The following is a 14974-nucleotide window of genomic DNA, read 5'->3' as shown; positions in this document are numbered from 1 at the left end:
ACAAAAGCAAGTGAATCAGCGAACCGCTAGCGCTATCCATGCTGATAATTCTCGCAGCTCTTTTTCTTGTTCGGGGAAATCAACTAATAGCGCGTCACATTCCTGTTGCAGACTCTCTGCGCGATACAGGCTGCCTTGCAAACGCGCCGCAAGGGCTTCGAGCGGGGCCGGATTCAGGCTGTCGGTAAAGACCTGTGCACGCGTGATGTGGCCTTTCGTTACGTCAAAATGCAGCTCGACTCCACCCCAGGTAAAGCGTTCATCCAGCAGATGCGAGAACGCCGGTGCCTGACCGAAATTCCATTCCCAACTGCTTTGACGGGCAAAGGTTTCCGCGAAATTAGGCAAGTCCGGCGTTTTGTCCGGGGAAATTACTTCGGCTTCAACGCGCTCGCCGTAGTGGTCGAAGAATGCCTCCTGCACCGCATCGCAAATCTGCTGATGAGTGATGCCTGGCAGCAGTTCGGTCAGGTTAGCCACCCGACCGCGCACGGAAGTGATGCCTTTTGCCTGCAGCTTTTTCTTATCCGGGTTCAGGTAATTGGCCAGACGGCTGAGGTCGGCATTCAGCAGCAGAGTACCGTGATGAAAACCGCGATCCATCGTTTCGCGATAGGCAGAGCCAGAGACTTTGCGATCGCCATCCTCGGTTTTGACGACGAGATCGTTACGTCCGGAAGCTTCAGCTTCCACGTCCAATGAATTCAGCGCGTTAAGGACGATGTTGGTCGAGATGGTTTTATCGTATTCCGGCTTGCCGGCCATAAAGGTAAAGCAGGTATTACCGAGGTCGTGAAACACCGCGCCACCGCCGCTACTGCGACGCGCAAGGCGCACGTTGTCCTCCTCCATGCGCCGTGTATTGCACTCTTTCCATGGGTTTTGCGCCCGACCAATCACCACGGTATCCGCGTTGCGCCACAGGAACAGGACGCGTTGGGTGGCTGGCATCTGGCGGAAAATACACTCTTCCACCGCCAGATTGAACCAGGGATCGTATGAATCAGAGATGAGCAAACGTAGCGTCGACATAGCAGATTTCCTTTCTTTAATGATTCATATAATTTATCACTTATCCTTCGCCTCGCCCTCATCCTCTTCCGGCACGGACTTGCTGGCCGTCAGCAGGAATGGGGATTGCTGCCAGCGGGTGCGTTTGCCTTGCAGCAACGTACGGGTCAATACCACGCCGATCGCCAGCGAAAGCAGCAACATCAGGCGTAAAATGTTGGTGGTGTTATCCACCTGCTTGGCTTCCGTCGCCAGCGTATGGGTGTCGAGCGTCAGCCGCAGGTAGCCGAGTGGTTCATTCTTCCCTTGAATGGGTTCGACGATCTGCTGATTGAAATATCCCCCGGCTTTTTTTCCGTCGAGCGCCAGTCTGTCGCGAACGTTCACGCTTTCTCCGGCGTGAGTGACCAAATCGCCTTGTTCGTCATAGACGCTGGCATCTAACAGGCGGCTGCTCGTGGTCAGCTGCGTCAGCAACTGATTGATTTTCTTCTCATCAGGCGTTTCTGAACGCATTAGCGGCGTCAGGTTCAGCGTGACCTGATGGGCGAGTGTGCGGGCCAGTTCTTCCATCTGCGGATTACGCTGCCGCTGGTGGCTTTGACTGAACCACGACGCCCCTTGCATCAGGGCAACCAGCAGGGCGAGACAGATAAGGACGATCACGGCGCGATGCAGCCGAAATTTCAGTTTTGCGCGAACCATATTCCACCTTTGAAAATTTACAGCTTAATGTTGCCAGAAGCGCTGGATACAAGGTAGCCTCATGCGTTATTTTCCTGCTCAAATCTCGATTACTGGAGCTGTAATGCCGAACAGTCTGACCTGGTGCGACCTGCCCGAGGATGTCTCCTTCTGGCCTGGGCTGCCGCTGTCTTTAAGCGGTGATGAAGTCATGCCGCTGGATTACCATGCCGGACGCAGCGGCTGGCTGCTGTATGGCCGTCGTCTCGATAAGCAGCGCCTGACCGATTATCAGCACAAATTGGGTGCGGCGATGGTGATTGTTGCCGCATGGTGTGTTGAAGATTATCAGGTCATTCGCCTGGCGGGTTCACTGACGCCGCGCGCAACGCGCCTGGCGCATGATGCCGGGCTGGACGTGGCACCGCTGGGGAAAATCCCGCATCTGCGCACGCCGGGTCTGCTGGTTATGGATATGGATTCCACAGCAATCCAGATCGAATGTATTGATGAAATTGCTAAACTGGCGGGCACCGGTGAGCTGGTGTCCGAAGTGACCGAGCGCGCCATGCGCGGTGAGCTGGATTTCACCGCCAGTCTTCGCCAGCGCGTCGCCACGCTGAAAGGTGCAGATGCGAACATTCTGCGTCAGGTTCGCGATACGCTTCCGCTGATGCCGGGTCTGACCCAGCTGGTGTTGAAGCTGGAAACGCTGGGCTGGAAAGTGGCTATTGCCTCCGGCGGTTTTACGTTCTTTGCAGATTATCTGAAGGACAAACTGCGTCTGACGGCGGCGGTGGCCAATGAACTGGAGATTCGTGACGGTGTGCTGACCGGTAATGTTACCGGCGACATCGTGGATGCGAAGTATAAAGCCACCACCCTCATAAGCCTGGCCGAAACGTACGAAATCCCGACCGCGCAGACCGTAGCGATTGGCGACGGTGCCAATGATCTGCCGATGATCAAAGCGGCGGGGCTGGGCATCGCCTATCATGCCAAACCGAAAGTTAACGAGCAGACGGAAATTACCATCCGTCACGCTGACCTGATGGGCGTGTTCTGCATTCTCTCCGGCAGCATGAATCAAAAGTAAGAGGTTATTGTGGCGAAAGCACCCAAACGCGCGTTTGTCTGTAACGAGTGTGGCGCGGATTATCCGCGCTGGCAGGGACAATGCAGCGCCTGTCATGCCTGGAACACCATTACCGAGATGCGCATTGCCGCTTCGCCAACCGTGGCACGCAATGAGCGTCTGAGTGGATACGCGGGGGCTTCTGGCGTATCGAAAGTACAGAAGCTGTCAGAAATCAGTCTTGAAGAGCTACCGCGTTTTTCTACCGGTTTTAAAGAATTCGACCGCGTTCTTGGCGGCGGCGTGGTGCCTGGCAGTGCGATCCTGATTGGCGGTAATCCTGGTGCGGGTAAATCCACGCTGTTGCTGCAAACGCTATGTCTGCTCAGTGAAAACATGAAAACCCTGTACGTGACCGGTGAAGAGTCCTTACAGCAGGTTGCAATGCGCGCGCACCGCCTCGGTTTACCGGCGTCGAATCTCAATATGCTGTCTGAAACCAGCATTGAGCAGATTTGCCAGATTGCTGAGGAAGAAAAGCCGAAACTGATGGTTATCGACTCCATCCAGGTGATGCACATGGCGGACGTTCAGTCGTCGCCGGGCAGCGTGGCGCAGGTGCGTGAGAGCGCGGCCTATTTAACGCGCTTTGCCAAAACCCGCGGCGTGGCGATCATCATGGTCGGTCACGTCACTAAAGATGGCTCGCTGGCCGGTCCAAAAGTGCTGGAGCACTGTATTGACTGTTCTGTGCTGCTGGATGGCGATGCGGATTCCCGTTTTCGCACTCTGCGCAGCCATAAAAACCGCTTCGGGGCAGTGAACGAACTCGGCGTGTTCGCCATGACCGAACAAGGCTTGCGCGAAGTCAGCAATCCGTCGGCCATTTTCTTAAGTCGCGGCGATGAAGTGACGTCCGGAAGCTCGGTGATGGTGGTCTGGGAAGGCACGCGCCCGCTGCTGGTAGAAATTCAGGCGCTGGTCGATCAGTCTATGATGGGCAATCCGCGCCGTGTTGCAGTAGGTCTGGAGCAGAACCGCCTCTCTATTCTGCTGGCAGTGCTGCATCGCCACGGCGGTCTGCAGATGTTCGATCAGGACGTGTTCGTCAACGTGGTGGGGGGCGTAAAGGTCACTGAAACCAGTGCCGATCTGGCGTTGCTGATGGCGATGGTTTCCAGCCTTCGCGATCGCCCGCTGCCGCAGGATCTGGTGGTGTTTGGCGAAGTCGGGCTTTCAGGTGAGATTCGCCCGGTGCCGAGCGGCCAGGAGCGTATTTCCGAAGCGGCTAAACACGGCTTCCGTCGTGCTATTGTCCCAGCCGCCAACGTGCCGAAAAAAGTACCAGAAGGGATGAAGGTTTTTGGCGTGAAAAAGCTTTCCGATGCATTGAACGTCTTTGACGACTTATAATTAAATACCCGTCGTTTTCCGGCGGCAGGTGTGTTGGCTACGTTCTCTCACCCGAATCACTTAGTTTTCTAAGTTCATCGGGCCTCGTTCACTTGCCGCCTTCCTGCCACCAGAAATCGATAGGGGATTTCTACATGTGCCCGGCTAATCCGGGAGAGATCATCAGCAGGAGGCTCCTTTGTCATCGTTCGATTACATTAAAACCGCGATTCGCCAGAAAGGCTGCACGCTACAGCAGGTGGCGGACGCCAGCGGGATGACCAAGGGCTACCTTAGCCAGTTGCTGAACGCCAAAATCAAAAGCCCGAGCGCGCAGAAACTTGAAGCGCTACACCGCTTTTTGGCGCTTGAGTTTCCACGCCAGCAGAAAAATGTCGGCGTCGTGTTCGGCAAATTCTATCCGCTGCATACCGGTCATATTTATCTGCTCCAGCGAGCTGGAAGCCAGGTCGATGAACTACACGTCATCATGGGCTACGACGAAAAGCGCGACCGGGCGCTGTTCGAAGACAGCGCGATGTCGCAGCAGCCGACGGTATCTGACCGTCTGCGCTGGCTGCTACAAACCTTCAAATACCAAAAAAATATCCGCATTCACGCCTTTAATGAAGAAGGCATGGAGCCGTATCCGCACGGCTGGGACGTCTGGAGTAATGGTATCAAGGCCTTCATGGAAGAGAAGGGGATTGAGCCGAACTGGATTTACACTTCCGAAGAAGCCGATGCCCCGCAGTTCCGCGAGCACCTTGGAATCGAAACCGTGCTTATCGATCCGCAGCGCACGTTCATGAACATCAGCGGGGCGCAAATTCGTGAGAACCCGTCGCGCTATTGGGAATACATTCCAACCGAAGTAAAACCGTTCTTTGTGCGTACAGTGGCGATTTTGGGCGGCGAATCAAGCGGTAAGTCGATGATGGTGAATAAGCTCGCCAACATCTTCAACACCACCAGTGCCTGGGAATATGGCCGTGATTACGTCTTTTCTCATCTGGGCGGTGACGAGATGGCGTTGCAGTATTCCGATTACGATAAAATCGCGCTGGGTCATGCGCAGTACATTGATTTCGCGGTAAAATATGCCAATAAAGTGGCGTTTATTGATACCGACTTTGTAACCACTCAGGCTTTCTGTAAGAAATACGAAGGCCGCGAGCATCCGTTCGTGCAGGCACTGATCGACGAATACCGTTTCGACCTGGTTATCGTGCTGGAAAATAATACCCCGTGGGTCGCCGATGGTCTGCGAAGCCTGGGCAGTTCGGTGGACAGAAAAGAGTTTCAGACCATGCTGGTCGATATGCTCAAAGAGAACAACATTGAGTACGTTCACGTTGAAGAGTCAGATTACGACGCCCGCTTCCTGCGGTGTGTTGAGCTGGTGAAGCAGATGATGGGTGAGCAGGGCTAAACAAAAAACCGGGCGCTGTGAAAGCTGCCCGGTTTTGTCATTTCAGCCTTTCCCACCAGGAAAAGGCATCAGACCGCAAAATTACTTCGAAATACGCTTGTACTTAATACGCTTCGGCTCCAGCGCATCTGCGCCGAGGGTGCGTTTCTTGTACTCTTCGTACTCGGTAAAGTTACCTTCGAAGAATTCCACTTTACCTTCATCCTGGTAATCCAGAATGTGGGTGGCGATACGGTCAAGGAACCAACGGTCGTGGGAAATAACCATTGCGCAGCCCGGGAACTCCAGCAGGGCGTTTTCCAGCGCGCGCAGGGTTTCGATATCCAGGTCGTTGGTTGGTTCATCGAGCAGCAGCACGTTCCCGCCTACCTGCAGCAGTTTTGCCAGATGCAGACGACCACGCTCACCACCGGACAGTTCGCCAACGCGTTTGCCCTGGTCGGTGCCCTTGAAGTTAAAGCGTCCCACGTATGCTCGGCTTGGCATTTCGGTGTTACCGACCTTCATGATATCCAGGCCGCCAGACACTTCTTCCCACACGGTTTTGCTGTTATCCATGGCGTCACGGAACTGATCAACGGAAGCCAGTTTGACCGTTTCACCCAGGGTGATGCTGCCGCTGTCTGGCTGTTCCTGGCCTGACATCATACGGAACAGGGTAGATTTACCCGCGCCGTTCGGACCGATGATGCCGACAATCGCGCCTTTCGGCACGGAGAAGGTCAGATCATCAATCAGCAGACGCTCGCCGTAGGATTTGCGCAGATTGCTGACTTCAACCACTTTATCCCCCAGACGTGCACCTGGTGGAATAAACAGTTCGTTGGTTTCGTTGCGTTTCTGGTATTCGGTATTGTTGAGCTCTTCAAAGCGTGCCAGACGGGCTTTGCCCTTAGACTGACGGCCTTTCGCGCCCTGACGTACCCACTCCAGCTCTTTTTCGATAGATTTACGACGAGCGGCTTCTGAAGAGGCCTCCTGCGCCAGACGCTGATCTTTCTGCTCAAGCCAGGAAGAGTAGTTGCCTTCCCACGGAATGCCTTCGCCGCGGTCCAGTTCGAGGATCCAGCCCGCCACGTTATCGAGGAAGTAACGGTCGTGGGTGATAGCCACCACGGTGCCTTCGAAGTCGTGCAGGAAGCGTTCCAGCCAGGCCACAGACTCAGCATCCAGGTGGTTGGTTGGTTCGTCGAGCAGCAGCATGTCTGGTTTTTCCAGCAGCAGGCGACACAGTGCCACACGGCGACGCTCACCACCGGACAGATTTTCGATTTTCGCATCCCACTCCGGCAGACGCAGCGCATCTGCGGCGCGCTCAAGCTGCACGTTCAGGTTGTGACCGTCGTGCGCCTGAATGATTTCTTCGAACTTGCCCTGCTGAGCTGCCAGTTTGTCGAAATCGGCATCCGGTTCGGCATACTTCGCATAGACTTCGTCGAGGCCTTTCAGGGCGTTAACCACTTCAGCAACGGCTTCTTCAACGGATTCGCGAACCGTTTGTTCCGGGTTGAGTTTCGGCTCCTGCGGCAGGTAACCAATTTTGGTACCTGGCTGCGGACGCGCTTCACCTTCAATGTCGGTATCGATACCGGCCATGATGCGCAGCAGGGTGGATTTACCAGCACCGTTCAGGCCCAGTACACCGATTTTTGCGCCAGGGAAGAAACTCAGTGAGATGTTTTTCAGAATATGACGCTTCGGCGGGACCACTTTACCGACGCGATGCATGGTATAAACGAATTGAGCCACGTTGGACTTCGCCTCTTTTATTTTGATGATAAGGAGTCAAAGGCGAAGTGTAGCCTTTTTCCCACGCTAATCCCAGCCAGGCGATCGTGATAACAGTAAAGGTAAAAAAGTGTTCATAACGTGGCGCAATCCCCGTTGTCTGGTTAGCATAAAGAGAGGATCCGAAACACAAGGATAATGACCGGACACGGCTTTTTTACGCGGCATGATGCTGCATTGACACAATTTTTAAGGAGCGCATGTGGAAAAAGCTACACCCATGACGTGGCGTCTTCTGGCTGCTGGCGTCTGTCTGCTTACGGTCAGCAATGCGGTTCACGCTGATTCACTGGATGAACAACGCAGTCGCTATTCCCAGATTAGGCAGGCGTGGGATAACCGTCAGATGGATGTTGTTGATCAACTGATGCCGACCCTGAAAGACTATCCACTCTATCCCTATCTCGAATATCGTCAGCTGACTGACGATCTAATGAATGAACCGGCGCTCAGTGTGACCCAGTTCGTGCAGGCCAATCCGACGCTGCCGTCCGCGCGGACCCTGAAAAACCGCTTTGTGAATGAACTGGCGCGCCGTGAAGACTGGCGTGGCTTGCTGGCGTTCAGCCCTGATAAACCCAGTACCACCGAAGCGCAATGTAACTACTACTATGCAAAATATAACGTGGGCCAGACTCAGGATGCCTGGGACGGTGCAAAAACACTGTGGCTGACGGGTAAGAGCCAACCTAACGCCTGCGATCCTTTATTCAGCGCCTGGCGTGCGTCCGGGACTCAAGATCCGCTGGCGTATCTGGAACGTATTCGTCTGGCGATGCAGGCCGGGAATACCCGTCTGGTTATCTCGCTTGCCAATCAAATGCCGACAGATTACCAGACTATTTCTGCCGCGGTGATAAGCCTGGCGAACGACCCAAACAGCGTGCTGAGCTTCGCGCAAAGCACCGGTGCGACTGATTTCACCCGTAAGATGGCGGCGGTAGCGTTCACCAGTGTCGCGCGTCAGGACGTGGAAAATGCGCGCCTGTTGATCCCATCCCTGGTGCAGGCGCAGCAGCTGAATGAAGATCAAACACAGGATCTGCGCGATACCGTCGCCTGGCGTTTGATGGGTACTGATGTGACCGATGAGCAGGCGCGCTGGCGCGATGATGCAATCATGCGTTCGCAGTCGACGTCGCTGGTGGAACGTCGCGTGCGGATGGCCATCGGCAACGGCGATCGCTCTAGGTTGAACACCTGGCTGGCGCGTTTGCCAATGGAAGCCAAAGATAAAGACGAATGGCGCTACTGGCAGGCCGATCTGCTGATGGATCGCGGTCGTGATCAGGAAGCGAAAGATATTCTGCATTCCCTGATGCAACAGCGCGGCTTCTATCCGATGGTGGCCGCGCAGCGTTTGGGTGAGGACTATTCGATTCGCGTCGAAAAACCAGAAGGCACGGTGGCTCCAGTATTGGTCAATGGCCCTGAAATGGCCCGCGTACGGGAGTTGATGTACTGGAATCTGGATAATACCGCGCGCAGCGAGTGGGCGAATCTGGTGAGCAGTCGCACACGCAACGAACAGGGACAATTGGCGAAATACGCCTTCGACCAGGACTGGTGGGATCTCAGCGTGCAGGCGACGATTGCCGGGAAGCTGTGGGATAACCTCGAAGAACGTTTCCCGCTGGCGTACAAAGATTTGTTCGTGCGCTATACCGGCGATAAAGGCATCTCCCAAAGTTATGCGATGGCGATTGCTCGTCAGGAAAGTGCCTGGAACCCGAAAGTCCGTTCACCGGTTGGCGCTACTGGGCTGATGCAAATCATGCCGGGTACCGCAACGCATACGGTGAAGATGTTCTCGATTCCGGGCTACAACAGCGCCAGTCAGCTGTTAGACCCGGAGACTAACATCAACATCGGTACTCACTATCTGCAATACGTTTATCAGCAGTTTGGCAACAACCGGATCTATGCGTCGGCGGCGTATAATGCGGGCCCTGGCCGGGTCAGAACCTGGCAGGGCAACAGCGCAGGGCGCATCAACGCGGCGGCGTTTGTCGAGAGCATTCCGTTCTCTGAAACGCGCGGCTATGTGAAGAACGTGCTGGCGTATGATGCCTACTACCGCTATTTCATGGGCGATAAACCACAGATCCTCACCGATGACGAATGGAAGCAGCGCTACTGATTCGCTGAGAGTATGTTATGCTTGTACTCGCTAAAGAGTACATTCGGCGGGTGGCCTTATGCCATCCGCCCCAACATGGTGGCGTAACATGACCCAACAATCCCCTTACTCAGCCGCAAACGCGGAACAGCGCCACCAGGAGTGGCTGCGCTTTGTGGAACTGATGCGTCAGGCTTTTGCCGCTGACCTGGATCTGCCGCTTTTGAATTTGATGATGACGCCGGACGAGCGCGAAGCGCTGGGTACGCGGGTGCGAATTATCGAAGAATTACTGCGCGGTGAGATGAGTCAACGTGAGCTGAAAAGCGAGCTGGGTGCGGGCATCGCAACCATTACCCGTGGCTCAAACAGCCTGAAATCAGCGCCTGCTGAACTGCGCCAGTGGCTGGAACAGACGCTGCCGGAAACTCACCGATAAACGGCGTTGTGAAAAGGACTGAGTGCCAGGATCACTGCCTGATGATAGACACAGCTGCGGGTCAGTTTGCCCGCAGTGAACACGCCAATCGCCCCTTCTTTACGGCCAATCTCATCGATACCGGTATAGTGTGACATCACCGGTCCGAGGGCATCGCCTGCACGAATGCGTTCGAGGATAACTGCTGGCAGTGGCAGTGTGGCCGAACGTGCTTCACCGTGCTGCTCACGCGTTTCAATTACGACCCAACTGAAGGTGCTATCTTCGTCGATGCCCGCTTCAATCGCCACCCAAAAGTCAGCATCTGGTCGGACAAGTCGGGCATTTTCCACGCGATTTCGTGCGCCAGCACGCGTTTCCTCATTTCCGAGGGGTTGTTCTGGCACGCCGCTCTCGACGGAAACGGCGTCAATATGGCAGGATCCTTCGCCGAAGATCTCGTTAAAAGCCTGCAGAATAGCCTTAATTTTGGCGGGATTGGTGGTAGCAGAGACAACCTTGTGCATAATCAGTACACTTACGAAAAAAACATCATCGCAGTATAACGGAAAATTAGCATGTTACAGGTATACCTTGTTCGCCACGGTGAAACGCAGTGGAACGCCGAGCGACGTATTCAGGGTCAGTCCGACAGCCCGCTCACCGAAAAAGGTGAACAGCAGGCCCGACAGGTAGGTGAGCGCGTCAAAATGCTCGGCATCACGCATATCATCTCCAGCGATTTGGGCCGCACGCGCCGTACCGCTGAGTTAATCGCGGAAGCCTGCGGTTGCAGCGTCACCTACGATCCACGGTTACGTGAACTCGATATGGGCGTGCTCGAACGCCGTCTGATCGACTCGCTGACTGAGGATGAAGAAGGCTGGCGTCGGACGCTGGTTAATGGCACTGCCAACGGACGTATCCCGGAAGGGGAGTCAATGCAGGAGCTGGGCGATCGTATGAATGCGGCGCTGCAGGATTGCCTTGAACTACCCAATGGCAGTCGCCCGCTATTGGTGAGTCATGGCATGGCGCTTGGGTGTCTGGTGAGTACGATTCTCGGATTGCCGGCCTACGCCGAACGCCGTCTGCGTTTGCGGAACTGCTCAATCTCACGTGTGGATTACCAGCAAAGCCCTTGGCTGGCACCTGGCTGGATTGTTGAAACAGCAGGCGACGTCACACATCTGGACGCCCCTGCGTTGGATGAACTGCAGCGCTAGCGGCGGATCGGAATCAGGTACTCGCAGCGTAGCTGAATAGGCGGTTCCTGATTCCTCGCATCTTTCTGCGGGAAGAATCGTTCGATGTCCTGGCCCTTACGACGGGTCAGGCCGAGCATCGGCATGCAGGTGCCATAAACGGTCAGCACAAATTCCTGCAATCCGGTTCCCAGCCCTTCGTAGGTGAACATCACGTATTCACCTCTTTCCAGTTTCACCGGGTGCGCATCCTGCAGATGGCCGTTGGCCATTTCAGGCGTCAGTGCCGTGGTGTATAGCACTTCCTGCTCATCGTCTCGTTCAAGGCTCGGACGCGGTTCATGCAGACCGTAAAGCATCGGCGGGATCGACGGCGAATTGCCGAGGAAATCGCGCCAGAACTGGCCACGCATCTGCTGGCGGAATTCAGAAATCTCTTCCAGCTTACAGGTATAGCTCTGGGTGATACCGACCAGTTGCGTGTCCGGCATAGTGATGAATTCATACTTCGGCATCGTGAATTCACCCAGGCGCAGCGGCGGACGCATACCGAACGAATTCCAGTCCGGCGAGCGGCGATAAAGCGCTGGCGTCAGGCTAAACTGTTTCTTGAATGCGCGGGTAAAGGTCTGCTGAGAATCGAAACGGTACTGCAGGGCAATATCCAGAATCGGGCGCGCGGTCAGGCGCAAAGCCACAGCAGATTTTGACAGGCGACGAGCACGTATATAGGCGCCGATAGCATGGCCGGTGACATCCTTGAACATCCTTTGTAGATGCCATTTGGAGTAGCCCGCTTTGGCTGCAACGTTATCCAGCGACAAAGGTTGGTCGAGATGCCCTTCAAGCCAGCTAAGAAGATCGCGTATTATCCCAGCTTGATCCATATAATGTCCTCATCCTTTCGCAGGTGCCTGTAACTAGGGTAGCGGATAATAGCATTTTTTGATGTTTTAGCATTCAGTGTTTTTTTTGCTCTAAAGTGCGATAAAAGGTACTAAATAGGCATGATTTTTGTAAGGCTGTGATCTATAAATATTTTCTTCTGCACAATGGCATAAAAACGAATGACTTTTTCAGAAATGGTAACAATATGAAATACAAGCAGTTAATTACAGGCTGTCTGCTGGCGTTGACCTGCAGCACAGTGCACGCGGAACAAGTGGGCTCCGTTGATACCGTCTTCAAGATGTTTGGCCCGGACCATAAGATTGTCGTTGAGGCCTTTGATGACCCAGATGTGAAGAACGTGACCTGCTATATCAGCCGCGCCAAAACCGGTGGTATCAAAGGCGGGCTGGGGCTTGCGGAAGATACCTCCGACGCGGCGATCTCCTGCCAGCAGGTTGGGCCAATTGAAGTCAGCGACAAGATTAAAAAGGGCAAAACGGAAGGAGAGGTCGTGTTCCAGAAGCGGACTTCTCTGGTCTTCAAGAAACTACAGGTCGTGCGTTTCTACGATGCTAAACGTAATACGCTGGTGTATCTGACCTATTCCGACAAAGTGGTCGATGGCTCACCGAAAAACGCGATAAGCGCGGTGCCGATCATGCCCTGGAAGGAATAACTGGCGAAAAAAAACGGCGCTAAGGCGCCGTTTTTATGCACTGAAAAACCGATTATTCCTGCAGTTCGCCGCAGAAACGGTAACCTTCGCCGTGGATAGTTGCGATGATTTCCGGGGTATCAGGCGTAGATTCAAAGTGTTTACGGATGCGACGGATTGTCACGTCAACCGTACGGTCGTGTGGCTTCAGCTCACGGCCGGTCATCTTTTTCAGCAGTTCTGCACGGGATTGGATCTTGCCCGGGTTTTCGCAGAAGTGCAGCATCGCGCGGAATTCACTGCGCGGCAGCTTATACTGTTCACCGTTCGGGCTGACCAGTGAGCGGCTGTTGATGTCCAGTTCCCATCCGTTGAACTTGTAGCTTTCCACGCTGCGGCGTTCTTCGCTCACGGTACCCAGATTCATGGTACGGGAGAGCAGGTTGCGCGCACGGATAGTCAGTTCACGAGGGTTGAACGGTTTAGTGATGTAATCATCAGCGCCGATTTCCAGGCCGAGGATTTTATCCACTTCGTTGTCACGTCCGGTCAGGAACATCAGAGCGACGTTAGCTTGCTCGCGCAGCTCACGTGCCAACAGCAGGCCATTTTTGCCTGGCAGGTTGATATCCATGATGACAAGGTTGATATCATTTTCAGATAGGATCTGATGCATTTCCGCGCCATCGGTGGCTTCGAACACATCGTAACCTTCTGCTTCGAAAATACTTTTTAACGTGTTGCGTGTTACCAACTCGTCTTCAACGATAAGAATGTGCGGGGTCTGCATGTTTGCTACCTAAATTGCCAACTAAAATCGAAACAGGAAGTACAAAAGTCCCTGGCCCGCCTGATGCATGTCGAAAATTAACATGACCGGCATAACATGACTCAAGTACGTAATTGCGTTCTTGATGCACTTTCCATCAACGTCAACAACATCATTAGCTTGGTCGTGGGTACTTTCCCTCTGGACCCGACAGTGTCAAAAACGGCTGTCATCCTAACCATTTTAACAGCAACATAACAGGCTCAGAGATGGCTGACACCCAATAAAACTACGCTTCGTTGACATATATCAAGTTCAATTGTAGCACGTTAACAGTCTTGTGAAATCCTTGCATCTAAATGCTAGCTTTTGTCACAATTTATCAACAATTAATGTAATTGCAAGAATGAACTGATTAGCAAAATGAATCCAAAAGATGAGCCTTAATCCTGTTTGGAATACCTTAGTATAACATAAGGATATAGCGGTTCTGTTAACATATATTATGCGGTGATTCTTGGGTAATAGTTTAGCCTTATTGATGTGTTAAGAAACACCCTTTCAGCGTTTTTTGTTGCAATTAAGTAAATTCGCGACGCGCAATATGATGATGCGCATCACATTGTGGTTGTGAAAAAGCAAAAAAGAGAAGATGACATGCGCTTATCAATAGTGCTGGTTGCACCAGCAAGAGCCGAAAATATCGGCGCTGCGGCCCGGGCGATGAAGACCATGGGATTCACAGGAATGCGAATTGTCGACAGTCAGGCGCACCTGGAGCCTGCGGCAAAGTGGGTCGCACACGGGTCAGGTGAAATACTTGAAAATATTCAAACCTTTCCGACACTTGCTGACGCACTCCACGATGTTGATTTTACCATTGCGACCACCGCCCGCAGTCGCGCTCGCTTCCACTATTACGCCACGCCTCAAGAACTGGTGCCTATCCTCCAGGAAAAATCACAGTGGATGGGCCATGCGGCGCTGGTGTTTGGTCGCGAAGATTCCGGGCTGACCAACGATGAACTGGCGCTGGCTGATATCCTCACTGGCGTGCCGATGGTTGCAGATTATCCGTCGTTGAATCTCGGCCAGGCGGTTATGGTGTTCTGCTATCAGCTTTCAGCGTTAACACAAATGCCGACACCTCCTGTTGCTGAAGATAACGAAAACCAACTTCAGGCATTACGCGCACGTGCAATGTCATTATTGACTAAATTACAGGTCGCGGATGACGTCAAACTGGCCGACTGGCTTCAGCAGCGAATTGGCCTTCTTGGGCAGCGAGACACCGCAATGTTGCATCGATTACTGCATGATATCGAAAAAAATATTGCCGATTAAACTGCTGCTGTAAGTTTTTGTTATGGGTTAATGCTCTGTCATAGGCTTTTTTACCAGGGGATGCGTGACGAAGATCAATATTTTTCTGGCGCAGGCTATTGGTATGACAAATAGAGGCAAATGTGAAAATTTGTTGACATAACAGGGCCAATCCTTTAACCAATAGAGGCAGACGACAGACAATTAATATG

At 53.5% G+C, this 14974-nt stretch carries 15 protein-coding genes; 9 read left to right on the top strand and 6 right to left on the bottom strand.

Annotated features, from left to right (window positions below; all coding sequences use genetic code 11):
- Positions 1 to 15: 15 nt before the first annotated feature.
- Complete coding sequence (gene lplA / locus MUU46_RS08735) at positions 16 to 1032, bottom strand: lipoate--protein ligase (protein ID WP_258965317.1); 1017 nt, start codon at positions 1030 to 1032, stop codon at positions 16 to 18.
- A gap of 36 nt (positions 1033 to 1068) precedes the next feature.
- Positions 1069 to 1716 (bottom strand): YtjB family periplasmic protein, encoded by a 648-nt coding sequence (locus MUU46_RS08730; RefSeq protein ID WP_159761778.1) that lies wholly within the window; start codon positions 1714 to 1716, stop codon positions 1069 to 1071.
- A gap of 103 nt (positions 1717 to 1819) precedes the next feature.
- Between MUU46_RS08730 and serB the strand changes: the two genes are divergently transcribed.
- The 3 genes from serB to nadR all read left to right on the top strand — a co-directional run bounded on the left by serB (position 1820) and on the right by nadR (position 5594).
- The gene (gene serB / locus MUU46_RS08725; protein ID WP_159760868.1) at positions 1820 to 2791 is read left to right on the top strand and encodes a phosphoserine phosphatase; all 972 of its coding nucleotides are present in this window, start codon (positions 1820 to 1822) and stop codon (positions 2789 to 2791) included.
- Between the two features lie 9 nt (positions 2792 to 2800).
- Complete coding sequence (gene radA, locus MUU46_RS08720; protein WP_110510686.1) at positions 2801 to 4183, top strand: DNA repair protein RadA; 1383 nt, start codon at positions 2801 to 2803, stop codon at positions 4181 to 4183.
- A 178-nt stretch (positions 4184 to 4361) separates the two neighbouring features.
- Complete coding sequence (gene nadR, locus MUU46_RS08715; protein ID WP_159760870.1) at positions 4362 to 5594, top strand: multifunctional transcriptional regulator/nicotinamide-nucleotide adenylyltransferase/ribosylnicotinamide kinase NadR; 1233 nt, start codon at positions 4362 to 4364, stop codon at positions 5592 to 5594.
- An 81-nt stretch (positions 5595 to 5675) separates the two neighbouring features.
- On the opposite strand, the gene ettA is transcribed toward nadR, so the two are convergent.
- Complete coding sequence (gene ettA / locus MUU46_RS08710; RefSeq protein ID WP_159760872.1) at positions 5676 to 7343, bottom strand: energy-dependent translational throttle protein EttA; 1668 nt, start codon at positions 7341 to 7343, stop codon at positions 5676 to 5678.
- A gap of 241 nt (positions 7344 to 7584) precedes the next feature.
- Here ettA and sltY point away from each other — a divergent pair, with 241 nt between their 5' ends.
- Positions 7585 to 9522, top strand: a complete 1938-nt coding sequence (gene sltY, locus MUU46_RS08705) for a murein transglycosylase (protein WP_258965316.1) — start codon at positions 7585 to 7587, stop codon at positions 9520 to 9522.
- An 88-nt stretch (positions 9523 to 9610) separates the two neighbouring features.
- A complete protein-coding gene (gene trpR / locus MUU46_RS08700; RefSeq protein ID WP_125354026.1) occupies positions 9611 to 9940 on the top strand; it encodes a trp operon repressor in 330 nt (109 codons plus the stop codon).
- Here trpR and yjjX read toward each other — a convergent pair.
- Positions 9931 to 10446, bottom strand: coding sequence for an inosine/xanthosine triphosphatase (yjjX, locus tag MUU46_RS08695; protein ID WP_258965315.1), 516 nt, complete (start codon positions 10444 to 10446; stop codon positions 9931 to 9933). The two genes, trpR and yjjX, sit on opposite strands and share 10 nt — an antisense overlap.
- A gap of 51 nt (positions 10447 to 10497) precedes the next feature.
- Here yjjX and gpmB point away from each other — a divergent pair, with 51 nt between their 5' ends.
- Positions 10498 to 11145, top strand: a complete 648-nt coding sequence (gpmB, locus tag MUU46_RS08690) for a 2,3-diphosphoglycerate-dependent phosphoglycerate mutase GpmB (protein ID WP_159760878.1) — start codon at positions 10498 to 10500, stop codon at positions 11143 to 11145.
- On the opposite strand, the gene robA is transcribed toward gpmB, so the two are convergent.
- Entirely contained in the window at positions 11142 to 12011 is an 870-nt protein-coding gene (robA, locus tag MUU46_RS08685) for an MDR efflux pump AcrAB transcriptional activator RobA (protein WP_159760880.1), read from the bottom strand. The two genes, gpmB and robA, sit on opposite strands and share 4 nt — an antisense overlap.
- Before the next feature lie 206 nt (positions 12012 to 12217).
- On the opposite strand from robA, the gene creA reads away from it, so the two are divergent.
- The gene (creA, locus tag MUU46_RS08680; RefSeq protein ID WP_258965314.1) at positions 12218 to 12691 is read left to right on the top strand and encodes a protein CreA; all 474 of its coding nucleotides are present in this window, start codon (positions 12218 to 12220) and stop codon (positions 12689 to 12691) included.
- A gap of 52 nt (positions 12692 to 12743) precedes the next feature.
- Here creA and arcA read toward each other — a convergent pair whose 3' ends face one another.
- Positions 12744 to 13460 carry a two-component system response regulator ArcA gene (gene arcA / locus MUU46_RS08675; RefSeq protein WP_015966004.1) on the bottom strand — a complete coding sequence of 239 codons (717 nt, stop codon included), beginning with the start codon at positions 13458 to 13460 and terminating at the stop codon, positions 12744 to 12746.
- Between the two features lie 96 nt (positions 13461 to 13556).
- Between arcA and yjjY the strand changes: the two genes are divergently transcribed.
- Both yjjY and MUU46_RS08665 read left to right on the top strand, forming a co-directional pair.
- Positions 13557 to 13697: a YjjY family protein gene (gene yjjY / locus MUU46_RS08670; protein ID WP_159760884.1), complete on the top strand. Its 141-nt coding sequence runs from the start codon at positions 13557 to 13559 to the stop codon at positions 13695 to 13697.
- A 399-nt stretch (positions 13698 to 14096) separates the two neighbouring features.
- Positions 14097 to 14783 carry a tRNA/rRNA methyltransferase gene (locus MUU46_RS08665; RefSeq protein ID WP_159760886.1) on the top strand — a complete coding sequence of 229 codons (687 nt, stop codon included), beginning with the start codon at positions 14097 to 14099 and terminating at the stop codon, positions 14781 to 14783.
- Positions 14784 to 14974: the final 191 nt, after the last annotated feature.

The organism is Scandinavium tedordense (assembly GCF_024764965.1).
In the GTDB taxonomy this organism is placed as follows: Bacteria; Pseudomonadota; Gammaproteobacteria; order Enterobacterales; family Enterobacteriaceae; genus Scandinavium; species Scandinavium tedordense.
The sequence above is the reverse complement of the archived record's forward strand: the minus strand, read 5'-3'. Positions and strand labels throughout refer to the sequence as shown.